The following is a 22061-nucleotide window of genomic DNA, read 5'->3' as shown; positions in this document are numbered from 1 at the left end:
CAATCATCCACGCATGTGAATTGCAAGGTGATTTCCCTTAATAATCCGTAACCTGGCGTTCATTCTTCCTGTTCGCCAGCAAAAAGGGGCTGCAACTCGCCATGATCAGCCAGCGCCTTCAGCCAGTCGCGCCCGGTCGCGCTGCGACCGAGCAGGCGCACACGACGCCCGTCGCCGTCCACCGCCAGTTCCACATCCAGATCCACCGGCGGCAGCGCCCCCGCACCGCGCTCGGGCCATTCGATCAACCACAGGCTGGCGCTGCCTTCGTCCAGGCCGAGGAAATCCAATTCGCCCGCGTTGCCGATGCGGTACAGATCCAGGTGCCAGGCCTCGTCGCCGCTAGCCAGCGGATAGCGCTCGATCAGGGTGTAGGTGGGGCTGCGGATGGGGCCGGTGACGCCGAGCGCGCGCAACAAGGCGCGCGCCAGGGTGGATTTGCCGGCGCCCAGGTCGCCATGCAGTTGCACCACCGCAGCGGTGGGACGCACCGCCGCCAGCGCGCGGCCCAGGGCTTCGGTGGCGTCGGCGTCGATCAGCTGGGCGTCGATCTGGGTCATGGACGGCTTCCGGAGTTGGCAAGGCGGCGCAGCGGCAGCAGTAGGTCGGTCGGCAACAGCCCGCGCTCGCCCTCGCAGGCGGCCGCATCGCCGGCACAGCCGTGCAGCAGGGCGCCCAGGCTGGCGGCATCGAAGGGCGACCAGCCCTGCCCCAGCAAGGCGGCGATCACACCGGTCAGCAGATCGCCCATGCCACCGACCGCCATGCCGGGATTGCCGGCGTCGATGATGCGCGGCACTGCGTGCGGCGCAGCGACCACGCTGCCGGCGCCCTTGAGCACCACCACCGCGTCGTAGCGCTGCGCCAGCGCGGCGGCGGCGGAAAGGCGGTCGCGCTGGACGTCCCCGGTCGACACCCCGAGCAGGCGCCCAGCCTCGCCAGGATGCGGGGTGAGCACGCGTGGGCCACGCGCGGGCAGCGGATGGCCGGCCAGCAGGTTCAGCGCATCGGCATCGATGACCAGCGGCGTGTCGGTCGCCAGCGCGGCCCGCCACAACGCCTGCGCCCAGGCGTCCTGGCCCAGCCCTGGCCCGAGCGCGACCACATCGGCGGCCTCGGCGAGAGCGGCGATTTCGTCGCCGGCCTGCACTGCGCGCGCCATCGCCTCGGGGCAGCGCGCCAGCAACGGCGCAACATGCTCGGCCCGCGTGACCACCTGCACCAGCCCGGCACCGCTACGCAGTGCCGCCTCGGCAGCCAACAGGATGGCGCCACCACTGCCGAAATTGCCGCCAACGCACAGCACCCGCCCGGATTCGCCCTTGTGGGTGTTGCGCCGACGTGGGCGCAACTGCGCGGCCAGTGCGCCGCTCTCCCAGCCGTGCGCGGCGGGCACCAGCCCATCGAAGGCGGAGGGGGGCACGTCCAGCGGTGCGATGCCACGCTCGCCGGAGTACTCCAGCGCATCGCCGGTATGCAGGCCGACGTGCGGCACGATGAACTGCAGGGTGGCCTCCGCACGCACGGCGGTGCCGAAGGCCACGCCGTGATCGGCATCGATGCCGCTGGGCACATCCAGCGCCAGCACCGGGCGACCGGCCGCATTGATGGCCTCGATCAGCGCGGCGGTCGGCGCATCCGGCGCCCGGTTCAGGCCGATCCCGAACAGCGCATCGACGATGACATCGGCCTGCGCCAGCGGATACGGAAACAGTTCGATGGCGCCGCCCACCGCCAGATAGTCGGTGCAGGCGCGCTGTGCCAGGACCGAGCCAGGTCCGTGCCCGGGCAGATGCACCACCCGCACCTGGCGCCCGGCCCGCTGCGCCAGCCGCGCCAGCACATAGCCATCGCCACCGTTGTTGCCGGTGCCGCATACCACCACGATGTGGCGCGCCTGCGGCCAGCGCTCCAGCAGCCACTGCCAGGCGGCCTGGCCGGCGCGTTGCATCAGCGTATAGCCATCGCCACCGAGCAGCGTGGTGGCCCGCGCATCGAGCGTGCGCGCTGCAGCGATGTCGTAAAGAGCGAGCGGTGCGTACATGCCGGGAATTCTATACTTGTCGCCATGTCCGCCGTCCTCGCCCGTCCTGACCCTACCGATGCTGCCGCGCGCATCCGCGTGCTTGCGCGCGAAGCGGGCTTCCAACGCTGCGGCATCACCGGTATCGAACTGGGCGAAGACGAAGCGCATCTGCGCAGCTGGCTGGCAGAAGGCCTGTACGGCACGATGCACTGGATGGCCCAGCACGGCGACAAGCGCTCGCGCCCGCAGGAGCTGGTGCCGGGCACCTTGCGGGTGTTGTCGGTGGGCATGGATTACGGCCGCAAGGACGACACCGACGCCTGGAACACCTTGCACGACGGCACCCGCGCCTACGTGGCGCGCTACGCCCTGGGGCGCGACTACCACAAACTGATGCGCAACCGGCTGCAGAAGCTGGCCGAACGCATCCAGGGCGAGATCGGCACCTTCGGCTACCGCGTCTTCGTCGATTCGGCACCGGTGCTGGAGCGCGCGCTGGCGCGCAACGCCGGGCTGGGCTGGATCGGCAAACACACCTGCCTGATCGATCGCAACGGCGGCTCGTGGTTCTTCCTGGGCGAGATCTACCTGGACCTGCCGCTGCCGATCGACACCCCGGCCACCGCGCACTGCGGTACCTGCACGCGCTGCATCGACATCTGCCCGACCCAGGCCATCATCGCCCCCTACCGGCTGGATGCGCGCCGCTGCATCGCCTATCTCACCATCGAACACGATGGCGCCATTCCCGAAGACATGCGCAAGCCGATCGGCAACCGCATCTTCGGTTGCGACGACTGCCAGCTGATCTGCCCCTGGAACAAGTTCGCCAAGCGCACCGACGAAGCCGACTTCCGCGCCCGCAACGAGCTGGACGTGGCCACCCTGCCGCAGCTGTTCGCCTGGGACCAGGCCGAGTTCCTGCAGCGCACCGAAGGCAGCCCGATCCGCCGCAGCGGACACGAACGCTGGCTGCGCAACATCGCGGTGGGCCTGGGCAATGCGCCGGGCACGCCGGAGGTACTGGCGTCGCTGCAAGCGCGCCGGCACGATGAGTCCGCACTGGTGCGCGAGCACGTGGGCTGGGCGCTGGCGCAGCACGGCCTGTGAGTCTGCGATATCCGCTCAACCGCGCCGTGCTCCACAGCCAGTTGCGGCCACCTCGTCGCGCGCAATCAACCATCGCTGCAGCCGGGGCGTCATGGCGTCACCTCGGCCGATCGCACAGGATCTGCGCCGCTGCGGGATAATGCGGCGATGGCCGAACGCACCCAACAGATCCTCACCCCCAGCCAGCTCAACACGCTGGCGCGCGACCTGCTCGAAGGCAGCTTCCCGCTGGTCTGGGTGGAAGCCGAACTGAGCAGCGTCACCCGTCCCTCGTCGGGGCATCTGTACTTCACGCTCAAGGATGCGCGCGCGCAGATCCGCTGCGCGATGTTCAAACCCAAGAGCACCTGGCTGAAGTTCCAGCCGCGCGAGGGCCTGCGCGTGCTCGCGCGCGGACGGCTCACCCTGTACGAAGCGCGTGGCGACTACCAGCTGGTGCTCGACCATATGGAAGAAGCCGGCGAAGGCGCGCTGCGCCGCGCCTTCGACGCGCTGCGTGCGCGGCTGGCCGCCGAAGGCCTGTTCGACGCCGAGCGCAAGCGAGCCCTGCCTGCGCATGTGCGGCGGCTGGCGGTGATCACCTCGCCCAGCGGTGCGGCAGTGCGCGACGTGCTCAGCGTGCTGGCACGGCGTTTCCCGTTGCTGGAAGTGGACCTGCTGCCGTCGCTGGTACAGGGCGACAGCGCCGCGGCGCAGATCACCGCGCTGCTGCAGCGCGCCGATGCCTCGGCGCGCTACGACGTCATCCTGATCACCCGCGGCGGCGGCTCGCTGGAAGACCTTTGGGCCTTCAACGACGAAGCGCTGGCGCGTGCGATCGCCGCCGCACAGACGCCGGTCGTGTCGGCGGTGGGGCACGAAACCGACTTCAGCCTCAGCGATTTCGTCGCCGACGTGCGAGCACCCACGCCTTCGGTGGCGGCCGAACTGCTGGTGCCCGACCAGCGCGAACTGCTGGCGCGGGTCCGTCGCGCACGCACCCGCCTTGCCCAGCTGCAGCAGCACGCCCTGGGCAACGCGATGCAGCGCGCCGACCGGCTGGCCTTGCGCTTGCGCGCGCAGAGCCCGCAGGCGCGCCTGCACCTGCTGCAACGCCGGCAGGAGGACGCCGCACGCCGCCTGCACGGGTGCATGACCCAGTTGCTGGAACGCCTGCAGGCCCGCCTGCAGCGCGGGCAGACGCGGTTGCAGGCGCACACCCCGCAGCGCAATCTGGCCAGCCTGCAGCAGCGCTTGCGCGCCGCGCATCCGCAAGCCGCCATGCAACGGCGTCTGCAGCACGATCACTTGAGGTTGCGCAGCGTGGTGCGCTCGCTGGAAGCGGTGAGCCCGCTGGCTACTGTGGCACGCGGCTATGCCATCGTGACGCGCCCGGCAGATGGACAGGTGATCCGCAGCGCCGCCGAGGTGGCCCCGGGCGAGCGCCTGCGTGCGCAGCTGGCAGACGGCAGCATCGCTGTGCGGGTGGAGCCTGGCGACGAGTGAGAGCGGCTGACAGAAGGTGGCGAGCAGTCGTCAGGTTGGGCGTGGAAGGCCTGCTCGGAACCGGAGCCCACACGTGGTACATGCCGGTTCGGACCCGGAGCGCACGCATGGAGCCTGCCGATTCGGAGCAACGGCAGCGGCCCCCACAGGACTGCGCAATCGTTTATTGACTGCACGTAGCAGCGTGCAGATGCAGGGGCTGCCGCACCTGCGAGGGGCCCCATTGCTGCCGCGCTCCGGCTGCGCCCGACCGGGAGCGCCTCTCAGGCGGCTGCGCAGCCGCCGCCCTGAATTTTTCTGGGCCGCTCGTGCATTGCGCACCCATACGTCCTGGCCACCGGCCCAACGACTGCCGGCTATGTTTTGCCATCCACGCTCACCGCGTAGCTGCAGCGGGCCTGTGTTCCGACTCAGCCCCGCGCCGGCAACTGCGCGGCATGCTGCCAGCCCTGCATCAGCAGGTTGGTCAGTACCACCGGGTCGTGATCGAAGTGATGACCACCCGGCCGCGCCAGCACCTCCACGCCGCGTGCGCGCAGTTCGGGGCACAGTGTGTCCTTTTCTTCGGTGCCGTAGATGCATTGCACGCGCTGCGTGTCCAACGCCTGCAGTGCGGGCTCCACATCGCGCTCGGCATCGTTGTGCCAGCCCAGCCAGCCACCGACGCGCACCTTGAAATCGGCCTGATGGCCAAGGCCGAGCAGGCTGACGAATTGCACCGAGGCGCGCTGCTGCGGCGACAGCTCCGGGTAGGCGAATGGCAGCACGTCGGCCCCGAACGAATAGCCGACCAGCGCCACGTGCTGGATATGCCAGCGCTGCCGGTAGGCGGCGATGACCCGGTCCAGATCCGCGCCGATCTGCTGTGGCGTGCGGCTGGCCCAGAAATAGCGCAGGCTGTTCCAGCCCACCACCGACACGCCCCGCTGCTGCAACTGCGCGGCAATGCCCTTGTCCAGCTCGCGCCAGCCACCATCGCCGGACAGCATCACCACCAGGCGGTCGCTGCCGGGTGCGTGCAGTTCCACCAGCGGCAGATCGCCCAGGCCTTGTGCCTGCGCGGTCTGGAAATGGCCGCGCGTGGCGGTGGCGATCTGCATCGGGCTGGCGTCGTCCACCAGGTCGTCCAGGAACCCCTGATTGGCATCGTGCACGTCGCGCGCGCACGCCAGCCCTGCGTCCGTCGTGCCGGCATCGGCCACCACGGCGCCGCCGAGCACATCGGGCGGCGCCGATGCCAGCGCCTGCCGCGCCAGCACCGCACCATCGCCCTGCCCCACCAGCACCGGCGGCAGGAAGGCATCCACATGCTCGGCGCGTAGGAGTTTCTTGCCCAGCCGTTCGGCATCGTCGGCCAGCGAGCTGCAGGCCGCGTGATGCGAGCGCACCCGCTCGCGATAGCTGGCGGTATCGACCACCGCGACCAGCGCGCCGTCGTTGCTCAGCATGTCGGCCAGTTGTTGCGCCTGCTCCGGGTGGCCGCTGTTGGGTAGCAGTATCACCATCGCCTTGGGCGTGCCCTCGGGGCGGATCACCTCCACCGAACGATAATGGCCGGCGGTGTTGCCGTCCTGCAGGTGCCGCGCCACCGCGTAGCCGCTGCCGCCGATCAGCAGGATCGCCATGACCCAACGAAACAGTTTGATCCCCATGCCCATCGCGGCAGTCCCTCAGAAGCGCTGGCGCTTGGACCACGCCCCGCGCGGGCCGGTTCCAGGATTCTCCGCCTTGTGTTCACTGCGGTTAAGCCAGCGGGCGCGGCGGCGATGGCCAGGCTGTGCATGCCGCGGATGGATCGGTGCACCTGCGTGCCGTTTGCCCGCCCTGGACATCGCAGCACCGCGTCACCGGGCCGCCGTCGATCGTCGGCTTGCGGGTGCGCAGCGACGCAACCGCAGATGCCGCAGGTGATCGTGGAATCAACCTGCACACGCATCGCGCCCACCCCGCATCCAGCCAGATGCGAAGCTGCCGTCTGCGTCCGTTCGCGCCAGGGGCACGGGTCGACACGCGCCAGCGGTTCGATGGCCGGACGGGAATCTGCGGGAGCTGGCCTGATGCCCCCACGCGCATCCGCCGGCCACGCGACATCCTGAGGACGGCCTGCAGCAGCGCTGCAGCTAGATCCCGCGCGCCACCCGGAAGCCGATGCGTGCGCTGGTGGTGTCCGAGTCCTGCGACTGCCGCCAGGCCGCGCGCGTCTGCTGCGGCGAGTTGGCCCAGCTGCCACCGCGGATCATGCGCTGCCGGCAGCCCGGGTTGAACCACGCCGCGCCATCGCCCGGTGCACGACGATAGCTGGCGTGCCAGCAGTCGGCCACCCATTCGCTCAGGTTGCCGCCCATATCGTGCAGGCCCCAGGCGTTGGCGCGGAAGCTGCCCACCGGTGCCGGGCCCCAGAAGCCGTCGCCATACCCGACGAAGCCGTTGTTCCAGTGCCGGCCGCTGCGCGAGACATCGTTGCCGCCGGTGAAGTTGCCGGCATCGCGCGGCGGCGAGCCGGCGTTGCCCCAGGGATAGCGTCCGGTGGTACCGGCGCGCACCGTGTATTCGAATTCGGCTTCGCTGGGCACGTGGTAATGGCGGCCGGTCTGTTCCGACAACCAGGCCGCATACGCTTCGGCATCGCGGATGCTGACGTGCATGACCGGACTGTTGGGCGCGGCCTGGGCGCCGTTGTAGTCGGACTGCCAGTCCACGCCGCTGCGGCGGATGAAGTTGCCGCTGCGCTCGTCGTACACCACCGAATGCCCGCGCCGGGTGGCGCGCGGGCGCGCGCCGGTGGCTTCGACGAACTGGCGGAACTCGCCCACCGTCACCTCGGTGATCGACAGTGCGAAGCCGCGCGCGAAGCGCACGTAATGCGCCGGCCGCTCGTTGTCGGATGCGCCCGGTTCGGCGTCGCCCGCGCCCATCTGGAAGGCGCCATGCGGCACCACGATCATCTGCGGGCCACGCCCGCCGAGCTTGAGCCCGTCGGTGAACACCTGCCCGGGGCGGAAGCTGCCGTAGTGGGTGGCCAGTTCCAGGCGACGGCGCAGGTCGCCGGCCATCGGGTCGCCGGGGTCGGCGATACGCAGCACCTCGGCCAGGGTTTCGCCGGCGGCCTTGAGCCCGCGCGGAGAGGTCAGGTCGTGCAGACCGGCATCGTGCAGGGCGGCGATCTGCGCGCGGCGCAGGCGTTCGATCCGTGCGCGCGCATCGGCGATGGTGGGCGCGCGCTCGCGTACCTGCGCGGCCATCTGCAGCCAGTAGCGGGCGCCGACGAAGTCGCTGGACTCGGCAGCGCGCTCGGCGCGCTCCAGCAGCCCGCTCTCCACCGCCGCCAGCCCCTGGCGGGTACGCGGATTATCCGGGTCCAGCTGCGCGGCATCGCGGAAGTTCGCCAGCGCGCCGTTGCCGTCTTCGCCCAGCCGACCCGCGCGCAGGTCGTCCTCGCCGGCACGATTGAAGGCGAGCACGCGCTGGGCGGTTTCCACCTCGCGCTGCAGGGCGCGCACCTTCGGGTCCTGCGGCGCCAGCGCCATGCCGACGCTGGCCAATTCGCGCGCCTGGTCCAGCGCGTCGTGCTGGTGGTCGCTTTGTGCGATCAATGCGTGGCCGCGCTCGATCAACCGTGCGCGTGCCCGTTCCAGACCGCGCCGGCTGGCCGCATCCTTGCCGCCGGCGCGCTGCTGGATCGCCAGGTACAACGGAATCGCATCGTCTGCGTCGCGATACAGGCGGTCGTCCTGCAGCGCCTGCTCGGCGCGCTTGCGTGCCTGCGGCAACGGCTCATCGCCCAGATCCACCGCCGGCGGCTGCCACTGTGCAACGGTCTCGGCCGATTCCTCGCCGCCGATCGACACATTCGGCGTGGCCGGCTGCGCGGTCGCCGCCGGGGCGCGCACAGGTGCCGGTGTCGGTGTCGGTGCGGGAGCACGCGAACAGCCGCACATGCTGAGCGCGACCCATGCCCACGCTGCGATCCGCTTGCCACACTTGCCCACCACCTGCTCCTTCCAGTGCTCTGCCGCACGACAGGCGATCGCGACGTTAGGCTATTCTGCGCGTTCTGCGCAAACCCTTGCTGTCGACGGAAATCACGTGCCCCATTGGATCACCCACCCCTCCGAGCTGAGCGAACGCCTGCAGGCATGGCGCCCTTCGCGCATCGGCCTGGATACCGAATTCATTCGCGAACGCACCTACTGGCCGCAACTGGCGCTGGTGCAGATGGCCATCGGCGAGGAGATCCTGCTGATCGATCCGCTGGTCCCGGGCATGAACGAAGCGCTCGGCGAATGGTTGACCGCCACCGACATCGTCAAGGTGATGCACAGTGCCAGCGAGGACCTGGTCACCTTCAAGTGCGCCTGCGGCGTGTTGCCGCGCCCGCTGTTCGACACCCAGATCGCCGCCGCGCTGGCCGGTGTGGGCGGTGGCATGGGCTACCAGAAATTGGTGCAGGAAATCACCGGCACGCTGTTGACCAAGGGCGAGACGCGCTCGGACTGGATGCGGCGCCCGCTGTCGCCGGCTCAACTGGAGTACGCCGCCGACGATGTGCGTTACCTGTTTGCCATCCACGACGCGCTCACGCGCCGTCTCACCGAGCAGGACCGCCTGGGCTGGCTGGAGGAAGATGCCGAGCGCCTGCTCGCCACGGTGGAGCACGATGATGGCGAGCGCTGGCCGCATGTAAGCCTGCGCACCGCACAGTTCCTGGAGCCGGCCGCGCAGCGCCGGCTGCTGCGCTTGCTGCGCTGGCGCGATCTGCAGGCGCGCCAGAGCGATCGGCCGCGCAGCTGGATCCTGGACAACGAGCTGGCCAGTCAGCTGGCACGCTTTCCGCCGGCCGACCTGGACGCATTGCTGCAGCAGTTCGACAAATTTCCCAAGGCGCCGCGCAAGCTCGCCAACGCGGTATGGGACGCGCTCAACACACCGCTGCCCGACGAAGACCACGCCCCGCTGGCGCAGGCCGCCACCGATGGCAACAAGGCGGTGCTCAAGCGGTTGCAGGAAGCGGTGGCGCAGCGCAGCCGCGAGCTCGGCCTGCCGGACGGCCTGCTGGCCTCGCGCCGACACCTGGAAAGCCTGATCGAGCAGCACGACTGGCCAGCCGCACTGGGCCAGTGGCGTCGCCAGTTGCTGGAAGCGCAGCTGCTGCCGTTGCTGGACAACGGCGCGGGCAAGTAAGCAAACCGCACACACAGGCCCGCAGCGATGCGGGCTAGTGCCATATGCCGGTCGCCCAACCCGGCAACGCCTGCTACTCCTGCGCCGCCCAGCGTGCCAGGTTCTGCCGGATGCGATCGATCTGCGCCCATGGGTCCTTGCGTCTGCGCCGCAACTTGTCCGGTACCTCGCGCAAGGTGAAGGCATCGGCGCGGTGCAGCCTGGGAAGCTCCGACCATGCCAGCGGCATCGCCACCGGCGCGCCCGGACGGCCTCGCAAGGAATACGACGCCACCGCAGTGGCGCCGCGTCCATTGCGCAGATAGTCGACAAAGATGCGCGTGTTGCGCAGGCGCTTGCTGGCGGTGGCGACGAAACGCGCAGGTTCCGATTGCGCCAGTGCATCGGCAAAGCCCTTGGCGAAGCGCCGGGTCAGGTCCCACTCGCACCCGGGGTTCAAGGGCACCACCACGTGCAGCCCCTTGCCGCCGGACACGCGCAGGAATGCGTCGAGCTCCAGCTGCGCCAGCAGCGTGCGGATATCGATGGCCGCGCGTTTGACCTCGGCGAACGGTACGTCCGGGCCTGGATCCAGATCGAACACCACCCGGTCGGCTACGTCCGGACGCGCGGCATGCGCGCCCCAGGGATGGAACTCCAGCGCATTGAATTGCACCAGCTCCAGCAGGCCCGGTGCATCCTCCACGACCAGATACGCGGCATTGCTGCCGGTCTCCTCCTTCAGCTTCACCGTGCTGACACGTTCGAGCCCGGCGGTGTGGTGCTTCTGGAAGAAACAGGGTTTTTCTGCGCCATTCGGGCAGCGCACGATCGACAGCGGGCGCCCGGCGATCTGCGGCAGCAGGTACTCCATGACCGCCTGGTAGTACTCCCAGACCTCGCCCTTGGTGGCGCCAATGTCCGGGTAGATGAGCTTGTTCGCACTGGAGAGCGCCGGTAGGCCGGTGGAGACTGGCGTGCCGGTGGCTGCCGTGTGCGCTGTCGAAGCGGCCCTCCTGGCTGCACGCCAGGGGCCACGTGCGCCTGGCGGCTGCGCATCGGCCGATGCTGCGCCGGCGGTGTCGGCATTGGACAGATCGGCGATGCGCTTGTCCGGGCGCATCGCCTTGAACGAGGCCTGGCGCAACAGGTGCTGCCCGCCGATACCGCGATAGACCACCTCCACCACGAACCGCGGCGCAAACCATCTGGCGCCGCGCAGATCGGTGTCGTCGGTGGGCACATGCACGGAGGGCGTACGGCCGCCGCCTTCCAGCTGCGGCGTCAGCTCGGCCATCAACGCATCGGAAAATCCCGTCCCCACGCGGCCGACATACGACCAGCCATGCACCGGATCGGGCGTGGCCAGCAACAGCGACCCGAATCCGCGACGGCTGCCCTTGGGCGCGGTGTAGCCCACCACCGCGTAGTCCTGGCTTGCCAACTGCTTGGTCTTGCGCCAATCGTCGTTGCGACCGGGGTGGTACGGCCGGTCCGCACGTTTGGACACGATGCCTTCGAACTGCTGCTCGCCCGCCACACGAAACGCCTGCTGCCCATCGCCTTCCACGTGCGAGCTGTAGGCCAGGTGGGTTGTCGATGCATCGGCCAGCAGCTGCTGCAACAATTGCTTGCGCGCGCGCAACGGCGCCTGGCTGATGTCCACTCCGTCCAGATGCAACAGGTCGAACACCGCCAGCGCCAGCGGCATCTGGCGCTCGCCCGCCAGGGTGGCCTGCAGCAGGTTGAAATCCTGCTTGGTGCCGCGTCCGGCAATCAGCTCGCCATCCAGTTGCGCAAAGCGCAGGCCCAGCGACTGGATCGCATCGCGAATGTCCGGCACCTTGTCGGTCCATTCCAGCGCGTTGCGCGACCACAGCCGCACCTGGCCATCGGTCACCGTCGCCAGGATGCGGTAACCGTCCCATTTGATCTCGTGCAACCACTGCTCACCGTCGGGCGGGGCCTGGCCCAGCCTGGCGAGTTGCGGCGCAAACGGCGCGTCCTGCATATGAGCGGTGCGCGCGTTCGCCAACGCCAGGGCCTGCTTCGACCACGACTTGCGCCTGCCCTTGCGCGGCAGCGGCACGCTGGTCAGCGCCTTGCGCTGCGGCTTGCCGGCGCCGGCGCGGCGTACATCCTCGGCCGGTGCCGCGGTCACGTCGGCGAGCAGATCGTCGGCCTCCAGGGTCCCGGCATAGGCGTCGTTCTCCTTGAACAACAGCCATTGCGGTTGGCGTGCCGGCTTGCCGGAGCGCACCAGATGCCAGCCTCCCTTGAGCTTGCTGCCGAACAGCTCGAAGCGCAGATGCCCCTTGGCCAGCTGCGCCTCGGCATCGCCATCGGTGGCCCAGACCCCATGATCGAACCGCGCCACGTGGCCGCCACCGTATTCGGCCTTGGGAATCTCGCCCTCGAAGCCGGCGTAGTCCACCGGATGGTCCTCCACCTCGACCGCCATGCGCTTGACCTTGGGGTCGTAGCTCGGCCCCTTGGGCACTGCCCAGCTCTTGAGCGCATCGCCGACCTGCAGACGGAAGTCGTAATGGCGACGGCTGGCATGGTGCAGTTGCACCACGAAGATCGCGCGCCGGCCGGGCGGCAGCGCCTTGCCCGGCTCCGGCTCGCGGGTCCTGTCGAAGCGGCGCTTGCGGCGGTAGTCGCTCAGGCTCATGGGACGATGCCAGGCGCGCCGATGCGGCCCGGCGAGGCTCCCATTGCAGCGAGCAGCCGTTCGGGACCTGTGGCCTTGGCCGCAACGAAGCGCGTACGTCGCCGGGCACCCGCCTTGCAATCGCTGGTGCCGCAATTGCGACCTGCGGGCCTGTGGCCCTGCGGGGCGCCATGCACCGCACATTTGCGTCTAATCATGGTTGGGTTCGCCGGCGTGGCGTGTAAGCTGCACATGCACGCAGCGACAATGCGAAAGCGGCCGAGCAGAGCCTGTGAAGAGCTGCGGTCCTGCGCTGCACACCATTCACCGGCAACGGCCGCCCCCGGGCCGCATGCCATAATGGCGCGCGCCCTAGGGCGGCGTCTCCACTCTTATTCCGAGGCCATACCTCTGTGAGCAATACCTCTTCGAAACTGGATTCCATCGCGCAAGCCAAGGCCAAACTGCTGGACGAGCTGCAGAAGCTGGAAGAACAGGAGAAATCCGAGCGCGCCAGCGAAGCCTCCTCGGCGCATGCCACCATCGTGTCGCTGCTCGAACAGTTTGCCGGTCACTTCAACACCAAGCAGCGCAACGATATCGCCGCCTACCTGGGCACCACCGCTGCGCGCAAGGACGTGGTCAAGAGCGGCCGCAGCGAAGTCAAGCCCAAGTACGAACTGCCGCACACCGGCGAAACCTGGTCCGGCCGCGGCCGCACCCCCAAGGCCTTTGCTGCGTGGGAAGGGTCGGTGTCGTACAAGGAATGGAAGGCCAAGAACCCGGACCTCAAGTTCCCGCTGGTTCGCGAGTGATGCCTGCACGATCGTGCCCCTCAGCATGGTCGGCGGCGGATCTTCGCTTGGCGAACCGCAAGGCATGTGGTTAGAATCCAAGCACGTGGGGCGGTAGCTCAGCTGGGAGAGCGTCGCGTTCGCATCGCGAAGGTCGAGGGTTCGATCCCCTTCCGCTCCACCATCTTTCCGTCCTAGACGGTGCAAACGAGGCCAGAAAGCCCTGCGACACAAGGCTTTCCGGCCTTTTTTGTTTCCGAGGCAGTCTAGCCGAGACCGCGCAAATCCGGCGGTAGCTGACGGTAATTTTGGCGGTAGCAAGGGCATCCCCTACCCTGTTACCGTCAAGGAGCCGCCCAATGCCTCTCACCGATACCGCCATCCGTAAAGCGAAACCCGCCGCCACGCCTCAGAAGCTGCGCGACGGCAACGGCCTGTATCTGCTGCTACGACCCGACGGCGCACGCTGGTGGCGCTACGACTATCGCCGCCCGGTCACTGGCAAGCGCAACACCCTGTCGTTCGGCACCTATCCGGAAGTGAGCCTCACGGACGCGCGAGAGAGGCTGGCGGAAGCGCGCCGCCTACTTGCGGCCAAGATCGACCCCGGCGAACAGCGGAAGGCCGTCAAGGCCGCTGGCGAGGCCGCCGCCGCGAACAGCTTCGAGGTCGTCGCCCGAGAGTGGTTCGCCAAGCAGCAGAAGGATTGGAGTACCCAGTACTCGGACAAGATCATCCGCCGCTTGCAGAGCGACATCTTTCCCTGGATCGGCAGCAGCCCCATCGCAGCCATCACCGCCCCGGAACTGCTGAAGCACCTGGAGCGGATCGAACAGCGAGGCGCCATCGAGACTGCTCATCGAGCCTTGCAGACCTGCGGCGCAGTCTTTCGGTACGCAGTGCGTACTGGCCGGGCCGAAGCCGATCCGACAGGTGCATTGAAAGGAGCGCTGACTCCCTGGCGATCCATGCCGTTCGCTGCTGCCACCACATCGGAGGAAGCGACGACCGTGCTGCGGAAGATTGACATAAGCACCAGCCGGCCAGTGGTCAGGAGTGCCCTGCGACTGGCCCCGTTGCTGTTCGCCAGACCCGGCGAGCTTGTCCGCATGAGGTGGGCGGAGTTGGACCTTGACGCCGGACAGTGGCGTTACTTCGTGACCAAGACCAAGCGCACCCATATCGCCGCCCTTTCGACTCAGGCAGTGGAAATTCTGCGCGACCTACACCCCCTTACCGGACGCGGCGAGTTCGTTTTCCCTGGTGGGCGCGACCCTCGCAAGCACATGTCTGGCAATGCCATTTTAGTGGCAGCGCGACGCTGCGGCATCGAGAAAGACGAAAGCACCATCCACGGCTTCCGACACATGGCAAGCACGCTACTGAACGAAATGGGCCGCTGGAACCCCGATGCAATCGAATCCGCCCTAACCCATAAGATGCCTGGAGTGCGCGGCATCTACAATCAAGCACAGTATTTGGACGAACGCCGCAAGATGATGCAGGCTTGGGCGGACAACCTCGACACATTGAAAGCTGACCCTGCGAACAAGGTTGTTCTCTTCAAGCACAGAGTGACGCGTGGGTAAGCTATAAGCCGTGGGCGGGGCATCTTTTCCGAGCGCCCCGCCCTTCGCCTACGCCACCAGAATCATCAAACGATTGGCTTGCTACCCATTGCTCGGTGCAGTAAGACGAACGACTCGCGAGCACGCACAAGCCCCAGCCTCATTTCGGTAATGGAGTCCACGGACTTACCCATGTAGAAGGCCACATCGTCAGGCGATCCGATCATGCCTTCCAGCACCTCAAGCTGAGCCCCCGCAATGAGTGGGTTAGCCAACTTGCCGTAACTCAGGGAATCTGCAAGGCTCTTGAGGCAGATTGCAATAAAGTAGGTTTTCTCTGCGGCATCGGCTCCCGCTTCCGCTGCGACGAAATCCGCTTTGGCTTTCACTGCTGAAGCAAGTGCCTCCACGGCATTGATACTTTGGCGGAACCGCCAGAAGCTCCACAGGTACCGCGCAAGCCAAAGACCCGCTGCGCATACCGCGACCGTTCCTATAAACTCAAGCATTGCGCCTCCTGCGGCAACGGCATCTGTATCGTTTCGGTGGCTACTGCTGACTGGGCGAACCAGTGCATTGGAACTCAACGGTCACTCGCCTTGATCCGCAGTTTCCGAATCCTCGGCGCGACAGGCATTCGGTACTCTGCGAACCAAACGGCTCTGCGCCCTCGTACCCCCAATTCCTGCACTTCTGAGTGGCAAGTTGGACGGCCTCTTGTTCGCTCAAGTCGGGACGCTGGAACTCATTGCGCTCGTACGAAAGCGCAATCACACCATCTGCGCGGCTCGCTTTGGTTACCAGCCAGTCGGCATGAGTGGCACATGCGCCGACAAGCAGTACGACAGCCGCCGCACCGCAAAACTTCAATTTCATGGTGAACCCCCTTGGCATTCGGACCCTAGTTGTACAGGGCAGTCGCAGAGCTGTCCGAGCGCTCCACCAAGGAATGATAGAAGAGCCAGGCACCTATGTCACTCATAGAGGGTGTCCTCATAGGGCGTGGTCCGATAGAGGTTGCCACCGCATCGTTCTCACATGCCAGAGAAAGCGATGCCAACCGATCCCCGTGTCCTGTTTGGGCTGCGACTTGCCGAGGTCCGTAAGGCCAAGGGACTCTCCCAGGAACGTCTTGCCTTGGAGAGCGGGTTGGCGCGTAGCTACCTGGGCGGCGTCGAGCGTGGACAGCGCAACATCGCGCTACTGAACATCTACCGCCTTGCCGAGGCGCTGGGCGTGCATCCGAGCTGCTTGCTAGAGCCAACATCCCCCACCAAAGCTCGGTAACTTCAGGTATCGGCCAATCAGGCCATAGCCATAAGTCATTGATTTTTTAAGGCAACCTAATTTTGGTACACCTACGGCGAAGGGACGCATCTTTCGTTGGCGCGTACCTTGGCACCCAGTATTAGCTGCCTCCTATCAGTAGCAGCAAGCTCAGGAAGCTGTGCGCGTCTCCTTTGAACACCTATTAGGAGACAACCATGAAATACGACGCGGTAATGGAACAGTTCAAACAAGCCCAAACTCGCCTGATCAAGATTGGCGAGATACGAACCCACGACGCTCTGCAACCACGTGTTGCCCGCTTGGTACCGTTCAAGGACAAAGGGCGAGCCGAGGAAAGCAGCGAGCAACACATTGCTACGCTTCGCTTGGTACTGGAAGCGGCGGAGGATAAGCAGCTTGATCCGATTTGGCTCGCCGACATTGGTAGCGCCGAGCCGGTAGAAACTGGCTTGTATGTGGTCGATGGTCACCACCGCCTGAGGGCATACCAACAAGCAGGCAGAAAGCAAGTTCCGGCGGGTGTTTTAGCCTTAGATTGGCGAACGGCCCCGGTTGTTTCCAAGCTGGTGAACTGCACCGGCAGATCGCTCGCACTTCACAACGAGCAGCGCCGTGACGCGGCTTGGCAGTACCTTGCGGCTCTGACACAGCAAGGAACTATCGAGCTTCCCGCAGGGGAATCTTTACGCTCTGTCGCTGCTCGATTTGGCATCAGCAAGAACACTGTAAGCAGCATGCTTGCCAATCTGTCGCACGTCATCGCTGCAGAGTTTCATGCGCTAGCGATAGACCCTGGCACGGGTTGGCCGAGGTGGCGACATGTCCGCGAAGCCAAGAACCCTTGGCAGACAGGCCTGACCAGCTCGGACCAGCAGCAACTAGATCGGGAAGCGGAGAAGGTTGCCCGCCACATAGTCAAGCTCGTGGATGGCTCATCCCCAGCCGTGCGCGCCAGAGCGCTTGAGATGCTGGCGAACGACGAGGTGAGTGCCACAGATCAACTCGCATCGGTGGAGCTTCTTGCTCCCTTCAGCCCAGCACGCCACCCTGTCCCAATTGGGACACCCGCTGTCCCAGCGCAACCGGCACATCTGGACAACTGACAGCCCCAGCCTGATTTGACCGCACTGCCGGCGGGAGAAGAAACAAGATTTTCGCTGCGAAATTACGCGGCAGTCACTTCAACCATCCAAGGCCCAGCCGCCCCCACGCCGCCCCCTCCGGGGAAAGCTGCCCAGGGCAGGCACCACACCAACCCAAAGGCTCGCTGCAATCTCATGCAGCGGGCCTTTCTCATTTCAAGGAAGCCATGACGACTCAACCACAGACGACACTGCCGTATCACTTCATGCGCTTGCCCGAGGTCATCGCGACCGTCGGCGTCAGCAAATCCACGCTCTATGCCTGGGCCGCTGCGGGCAAGTTCCCGAAGCCAGTACAATTCCCCGGTGGCAACATTGCCGCTTGGGTCTCCACCGAAGTGGCCGCATGGATGAGTGCAGCGGTAGACGCACGCAATGGTACGCAGGGCCTAGCCGCATGAGCTTGGCGGTAACTATGGCGGTAACAGCGCTCACCGCATCGGAAATACCTATTGCATTACAGCCACTTGCAGGTATTATTCGGGAGCCTTCCGCCCACCGCATCAAGCCTGAAGCCTCGAACCTCCGCGTTCGGGGCTTTTTGCTGTGGGCCCAGCGCCTTCCAGGCAGGCGGCACGGCAGTGGCGGACGGCGCGCGGCCAGTTGCGCGCCATGCCGCCGGGATCACACCACGCGCGCTACCGTGGCTGCAACCATCACGCAGGACCGCAGCCATGAGCAAGCATCCACGCCAGCCCGACGATGTCGCCGACGATGCCCACGGCGTTGCCGAAAGCCGCGAATCGCGCAAGCAGGACGACGCCGCCAAGCAACGCCCCGGCCAGGAAGACCTGAAGGTGCACGACGAGCAGAGCCGGCGCCCCAAACGGCAACACGACCAGAGCGAATAACCGCTCGCTGGCTGGACCGATTGCGGACACGACCGCATCGGCAGCGCTATTGCTGTGGCAAGATCGGTTCGGGCGTTGGCCGCTGGGGTGGCCGACGCGCGGCGTCGGCACTTTCGAACAAACGTTCCCGGCGTTGCTGCGCTCCATCCATCTCCTGACGGCGCCGCCGGCGCATTGCTTGGAAGGTCCTGCATGCAGATTCCAGACGCGCCCGCGCTGAACCTGGTCCACGCCAGCCTGCTGCCGGGCGACTTTGCCGCCCGTCAGGGCGCGCGCCTGCCGGCCAACGAAGACGAGCGCCTGGCCGCACTGCATGACTATCAGCTGCTGGATACGCCGCCCGAGCCGCCCTACGACGCCGTTACCGCCACTGCCGCAGCGACATGCCGCACGCCGATGGCGCTGGTTTCGCTGGTCGACTCGCAGCGGCAATGGTTCAAGTCCCGGGTGGGTATGCAGCCGAGCGAGACGCCACGATCGCTCTCGTTCTGCGCGCACGCGATCCTTGCGCCGGATCAGCTGATGGAGGTCGCCGATACCCACCTGGACCCGCGCTTTGTCGACAATGTCCTGGTGACCGGCGAGCCGCAGATCCGCTTCTATGCCGGTGCGCCGCTGCTCACCTCCGACGGCATCGCGCTGGGCACCTTGTGCGTGCTGGATCGCGCGCCGCGGCGCCTGTCCGGCGCCGAGCGCGATGCATTGCGGTCGCTGGCCCGCCAGGTGGTGGACAGCATCGAATTGCGACGTGCCGCCAGGCTGGTCGAACTGGATGCGCTACGCGATGCAAGTACCGGCTTGTGGAACCGCGCCGGGCTCGAACAAGCGCTGCTGGCGATCGCGCCGGAGCGAGCACTGAGCGTGGCAGTGATCGACCTGGATGGCTTCAAACGGCAGCGTTTGCAAGCCGGTGTGGCAGCTGCAGAAGCGACCTTGATACAGGCCGCTGGCGTCATCCAATCCCGCCTGCCGCAGGACACCATCGTCGCGCGACTGAGTGGCGACCGGCTGTGCGCGGCGCTGCCGACGACCCCGGCGGCTGGCGCGCTTGGCGCAATCGACGGGATTCGCCAGGCCATCGAAGATGCGCCATGGCCTGCCGGCGCGTTGACCATCAGCGCAGGGCTGGCGGAAGCGACTTCGGACGATGCGTTGGAGACCAACGCACTGCTGGCGCGCGCACGGCATGCCTTGCAGCTGGCGATCAACGCCGGGCGCAACCGCGTACAGCGCTTTACCGGATGGCAGTTGCACGACTGAGCAAGGCCGCGTGCAGGCGTGCCTTGGCGAGGTGCAGTTGCGTGGAGTAGCCGGGCCGCACGCGCGAGGCCGGTTCGGCCCAGTCGCGGCGTCGCTTTCGCAAGCGCGCTCGGCGCGCGCCGAACACGCAGGCACCCGCTGGCGAGGTGGTTCAGCGCGCAAGGATCCACCGCGATGATGTTGGACTCTGCGCCTGGCCGACCTCACCGCCCGATGCGCGCAGCGCCGGTAGTCGGTCGCATCCGCCGTACCCCGGGCTCGGGCCGGCACCAGATGCCCACGTGCCCACCACACTGCCTGTCCCGGAGTGCCGGCAGACCGCTGCCGGGCATGGGTCGGGTGCCACCGCGCTCGTGTCATCCCAGGCGACCGCATCGCCAGCACGCGGCAGGCATCACCGGGCGACGCTCAGGCCGCCAGTACCTCCGTGGTGCCGGCGATCTCGTCCACCTGCAGCACCTGTTCCATGTCCAGCAGCACCACAAAACGTTCGCCCACCTTGCCCATGCCACGCAGCAGATCGCGGCGGATATGCGTGCCGAACGCCGGTGCCGCTTCGATGTCCTGCTCGGCCAGCTCGATCACCGCATTGACCGCGTCCACCAGCACGCCGATCACCTGGGTGCCCTGTGGCTGCTCGGTGGACAGGATCACGATGCAGCTGCGCTTGTTGATGGCGCTGTCGGCGCGTCCCAGCCGCGCCTGCAGGTCCACCACCGGCACCACCGCCCCGCGCAGGTTGATCACCCCGCGCACGCAGGCCGGCATCGATGGCACCGGCGTCGGGGTGCGGTACTGGATGATTTCGCGAATGCCCAGAATGCTGGTGGCGAAGGTTTCGCCATCGAGCTGAAAGGTCAGGTACTGGGCGGCCGCGTCGGCGTCGCCGGGCATTGCATCGGGAGTGTTTGCAGTCATCGATCGATCTCTCAGAAGCGAGCGAACTGGCCTTCGTCCGGGCCCTCGGACATCGCGTAGGCCGGCGCCGCGCTGCTGCGCCAGCCGCGCGCACCTGCCACGCGTGCCGGCCGTGCGGCGACCTGCTTGCCGCGCTTGGGCGGCGTGCTCACCGGCCCCTGCCCGCCAAGGCGGAAGAACGCCATGCTGTGCTGCAGTTGCTCGGCCTGCGCGCTCATTTCCTCGGCGGTGGCGGCCAGTTCTTCGGAGGCGCTGGCATTTTGCTGGGTGGTCTGGCTCAACTGCACCACCGCCGAATTGATCTGGCTGACCCCGGACGATTGTTCTTCGGACGCGGCAGAGATCTCCTGCACCAGATCCGAGGTGCGCTTGATGCTGGGCACGATGGTGTCGAGCAAACGCCCGGCGCGGTCGGCCAGTTCCACACTCGAGCTGGCCACTTCGCCGATCTCCTGCGCGGCCACCTGGCTGCGTTCGGCCAGCTTGCGCACTTCGGCGGCCACCACTGCAAAGCCCTTGCCATGTTCGCCGGCACGCGCCGCTTCGATGGCGGCATTGAGCGCGAGCAGATTGGTCTGGTAGGCGATGTCGTCGATGATGCCGATCTTCTGCGCGATCTGCTTCATCGCCTGGGTGGTGGCCACCACCGCTTCGCCGCCTTCGATGGTTTCCTTGGCGGCCTGGGTGGCCATGCCGTCGGTAATGCGTGCGTTCTCGGTGTTCTGGCTGATCGAGGCGGTCATCTGCTCCAGCGAGGCGCTGGTTTCCTCGACGCCGGCCGCCTGTTCGCTGGCCGCCTGCGACAGCGACTGCGCGGTGGCGCTGACTTCTTCGGAGGCGCTGGCCAGGGTCTCGGCGCTGGTATTCACCTCGCCCACCACCTGCGACAACTTCTGCACCATGGTGCGCATCGCTTCGAGCAGCTGCGCGGTTTCGTCGCGGCCATGCACATCGATCTGCATGGTCAGATCGCCTTCGGACAGCCCGTTGGCCACCGAGACGGCGCGCCGGATCGGGCCGGTGACGCTGCGGCTGATCACCACGCCCAGGATGGCGCCGAGCAGCACGCCACTGCAGATGATGGCGATCAACAGCTTGGAGCTGCGCGCATGGATGGCGCCGGTTTCGGCGTTGGCCGAGGCCGCGCTGCGCTCGCGCAGGCCGCTCAGGTCGGTCATCAGGGTATCCACTTCGTCCGAGCTGGCGCGCACCGCACGCGAAAGCGCGGCAAGCTCGGGATTGGCTTCGCGCAGCGCTTCGCGGTTGGCCGCTTCGATGAAACGGCCACGCTCGTCCAGATAGGTCTGCCAGGCGCGATCGAACTGCGCCAGCTTGTTCTTGCCTTCCTCGGTCTGGAAGCTCTCGCGCGCACGCGCCATGTGCTCGACCACCTTGGCGGTGTACTTGTCGATGTTCTGCACATGCGACTGGCGCTCTTCCGCGCTGCTGGCCAGCAACAGGTTGGCGCGCGCGCGGCCGGCGTAGATCAGGTTGATGTTGGCCTCCTTGACGTTGGACAGGCCCAGCAATTCGCGCTCATACAGCGAGGTCGACAGGTCGCTGATGCGGCCGGAGTTGGAATAGCCCACCCACCCGATGCATGCGCCGATCGCCGAAACGATCAGGAACGCCACGATCAGCCTGGTTCCGATTTTGAAGTTGCCTAACATTGGGGAGTTCTCGTGAGAATGATGCGTGGGCCACATGCGCTGCATGGACGACCGACGGTGCTGTGCGTGCCGATGGCGGCGAGGCGACTGGTCTAACCGATCGCCTATAGCTATCGGCGATGGCAAAACGCGCT

The 22061-nt window shown here is 66.9% G+C and carries 19 protein-coding genes, 1 tRNA gene and 1 other RNA gene; 11 read left to right on the top strand and 10 right to left on the bottom strand.

Annotated elements, in window-relative coordinates; translation table 11 throughout:
- Positions 1 to 59: 59 nt before the first annotated feature.
- Together tsaE and ACCQ05_RS09475 are read right to left on the bottom strand one after the other, a co-directional pair.
- Positions 60 to 560, bottom strand: a complete 501-nt coding sequence (gene tsaE, locus ACCQ05_RS09480) for a tRNA (adenosine(37)-N6)-threonylcarbamoyltransferase complex ATPase subunit type 1 TsaE (RefSeq protein ID WP_228964518.1) — start codon at positions 558 to 560, stop codon at positions 60 to 62.
- On the bottom strand, positions 557 to 2044 hold the full coding sequence (locus ACCQ05_RS09475; protein WP_372393604.1) for an NAD(P)H-hydrate dehydratase: 1488 nt from the start codon (positions 2042 to 2044) through the stop codon (positions 557 to 559). The genes tsaE and ACCQ05_RS09475 overlap by 4 nt, the downstream gene beginning before the upstream one ends.
- A gap of 24 nt (positions 2045 to 2068) precedes the next feature.
- On the opposite strand from ACCQ05_RS09475, the gene queG reads away from it, so the two are divergent.
- Positions 2069 to 3136 (top strand): tRNA epoxyqueuosine(34) reductase QueG, encoded by a 1068-nt coding sequence (queG, locus tag ACCQ05_RS09470; protein WP_228964516.1) that lies wholly within the window; start codon positions 2069 to 2071, stop codon positions 3134 to 3136.
- A 147-nt stretch (positions 3137 to 3283) separates the two neighbouring features.
- Positions 3284 to 4621 carry an exodeoxyribonuclease VII large subunit gene (xseA, locus tag ACCQ05_RS09465; RefSeq protein ID WP_372393603.1) on the top strand — a complete coding sequence of 446 codons (1338 nt, stop codon included), beginning with the start codon at positions 3284 to 3286 and terminating at the stop codon, positions 4619 to 4621.
- 4 nt (positions 4622 to 4625) lie between these two features.
- Here xseA and ACCQ05_RS09460 read toward each other — a convergent pair.
- The 3 genes from ACCQ05_RS09460 to ACCQ05_RS09450 all read right to left on the bottom strand — a co-directional run bounded on the left by ACCQ05_RS09460 (position 4626) and on the right by ACCQ05_RS09450 (position 8559).
- Positions 4626 to 4703: non-coding RNA, sX9 sRNA (locus ACCQ05_RS09460), on the bottom strand.
- A 328-nt stretch (positions 4704 to 5031) separates the two neighbouring features.
- The gene (locus ACCQ05_RS09455; RefSeq protein ID WP_372393602.1) at positions 5032 to 6279 is read right to left on the bottom strand and encodes an AcvB/VirJ family lysyl-phosphatidylglycerol hydrolase; all 1248 of its coding nucleotides are present in this window, start codon (positions 6277 to 6279) and stop codon (positions 5032 to 5034) included.
- A 462-nt stretch (positions 6280 to 6741) separates the two neighbouring features.
- A complete protein-coding gene (locus ACCQ05_RS09450; RefSeq protein ID WP_372394010.1) occupies positions 6742 to 8559 on the bottom strand; it encodes a formylglycine-generating enzyme family protein in 1818 nt (605 codons plus the stop codon).
- A 148-nt stretch (positions 8560 to 8707) separates the two neighbouring features.
- Between ACCQ05_RS09450 and rnd the strand changes: the two genes are divergently transcribed.
- On the top strand, positions 8708 to 9802 hold the full coding sequence (gene rnd, locus ACCQ05_RS09445) for a ribonuclease D (RefSeq protein WP_372393601.1): 1095 nt from the start codon (positions 8708 to 8710) through the stop codon (positions 9800 to 9802).
- Between the two features lie 73 nt (positions 9803 to 9875).
- On the opposite strand, the gene ligD is transcribed toward rnd, so the two are convergent.
- Positions 9876 to 12455 carry a DNA ligase D gene (ligD, locus tag ACCQ05_RS09440; RefSeq protein WP_372393600.1) on the bottom strand — a complete coding sequence of 860 codons (2580 nt, stop codon included), beginning with the start codon at positions 12453 to 12455 and terminating at the stop codon, positions 9876 to 9878.
- Positions 12456 to 12847: 392 nt separating this feature from the next.
- Here ligD and ACCQ05_RS09435 point away from each other — a divergent pair, with 392 nt between their 5' ends.
- From ACCQ05_RS09435 to ACCQ05_RS09425, 3 genes are all read left to right on the top strand, one after another.
- A complete protein-coding gene (locus ACCQ05_RS09435; protein WP_372393599.1) occupies positions 12848 to 13249 on the top strand; it encodes an H-NS histone family protein in 402 nt (133 codons plus the stop codon).
- 87 nt (positions 13250 to 13336) lie between these two features.
- A tRNA-Ala gene (locus ACCQ05_RS09430) sits at positions 13337 to 13412 on the top strand.
- 175 nt (positions 13413 to 13587) lie between these two features.
- Complete coding sequence (locus tag ACCQ05_RS09425) at positions 13588 to 14817, top strand: tyrosine-type recombinase/integrase (protein WP_279583837.1); 1230 nt, start codon at positions 13588 to 13590, stop codon at positions 14815 to 14817.
- A 65-nt stretch (positions 14818 to 14882) separates the two neighbouring features.
- Here ACCQ05_RS09425 and ACCQ05_RS09420 read toward each other — a convergent pair whose 3' ends face one another.
- Together ACCQ05_RS09420 and yecR are read right to left on the bottom strand one after the other, a co-directional pair.
- Complete coding sequence (locus tag ACCQ05_RS09420) at positions 14883 to 15305, bottom strand: hypothetical protein (RefSeq protein WP_040941190.1); 423 nt, start codon at positions 15303 to 15305, stop codon at positions 14883 to 14885.
- A gap of 40 nt (positions 15306 to 15345) precedes the next feature.
- A complete protein-coding gene (gene yecR, locus ACCQ05_RS09415; RefSeq protein WP_372393598.1) occupies positions 15346 to 15672 on the bottom strand; it encodes a YecR family lipoprotein in 327 nt (108 codons plus the stop codon).
- 162 nt (positions 15673 to 15834) lie between these two features.
- Here yecR and ACCQ05_RS09410 point away from each other — a divergent pair, with 162 nt between their 5' ends.
- The 5 genes from ACCQ05_RS09410 to ACCQ05_RS09390 all read left to right on the top strand — a co-directional run bounded on the left by ACCQ05_RS09410 (position 15835) and on the right by ACCQ05_RS09390 (position 19339).
- Positions 15835 to 16083: a helix-turn-helix domain-containing protein gene (locus tag ACCQ05_RS09410; protein ID WP_425508947.1), complete on the top strand. Its 249-nt coding sequence runs from the start codon at positions 15835 to 15837 to the stop codon at positions 16081 to 16083.
- Positions 16084 to 16280: 197 nt separating this feature from the next.
- Positions 16281 to 17189, top strand: coding sequence for a ParB/RepB/Spo0J family partition protein (locus tag ACCQ05_RS09405; RefSeq protein ID WP_372393597.1), 909 nt, complete (start codon positions 16281 to 16283; stop codon positions 17187 to 17189).
- Between the two features lie 206 nt (positions 17190 to 17395).
- On the top strand, positions 17396 to 17629 hold the full coding sequence (locus tag ACCQ05_RS09400) for a helix-turn-helix transcriptional regulator (protein ID WP_011347765.1): 234 nt from the start codon (positions 17396 to 17398) through the stop codon (positions 17627 to 17629).
- A 273-nt stretch (positions 17630 to 17902) separates the two neighbouring features.
- Entirely contained in the window at positions 17903 to 18079 is a 177-nt protein-coding gene (locus ACCQ05_RS09395; protein ID WP_372393596.1) for a hypothetical protein, read from the top strand.
- 192 nt (positions 18080 to 18271) lie between these two features.
- On the top strand, positions 18272 to 19339 hold the full coding sequence (locus tag ACCQ05_RS09390; RefSeq protein ID WP_372393595.1) for a GGDEF domain-containing protein: 1068 nt from the start codon (positions 18272 to 18274) through the stop codon (positions 19337 to 19339).
- 408 nt (positions 19340 to 19747) lie between these two features.
- Here the strand turns inward: ACCQ05_RS09390 and ACCQ05_RS09385 are convergent, their stop codons facing one another.
- Positions 19748 to 20257, bottom strand: coding sequence for a chemotaxis protein CheW (locus ACCQ05_RS09385; protein WP_104540306.1), 510 nt, complete (start codon positions 20255 to 20257; stop codon positions 19748 to 19750).
- 11 nt (positions 20258 to 20268) lie between these two features.
- Positions 20269 to 21927, bottom strand: a complete 1659-nt coding sequence (locus ACCQ05_RS09380; protein WP_104540307.1) for a methyl-accepting chemotaxis protein — start codon at positions 21925 to 21927, stop codon at positions 20269 to 20271.
- Positions 21928 to 22061 lie beyond the last annotated feature (134 nt).

It is taken from the genome of Xanthomonas sp. NCPPB 3582 (assembly GCF_041475735.2).
Lineage (GTDB): Bacteria > Pseudomonadota > Gammaproteobacteria > Xanthomonadales > Xanthomonadaceae > Xanthomonas > Xanthomonas codiaei.
Note: the sequence above shows the minus strand (reverse complement) of the source record. Positions and strands in the feature narration are given on the sequence as shown.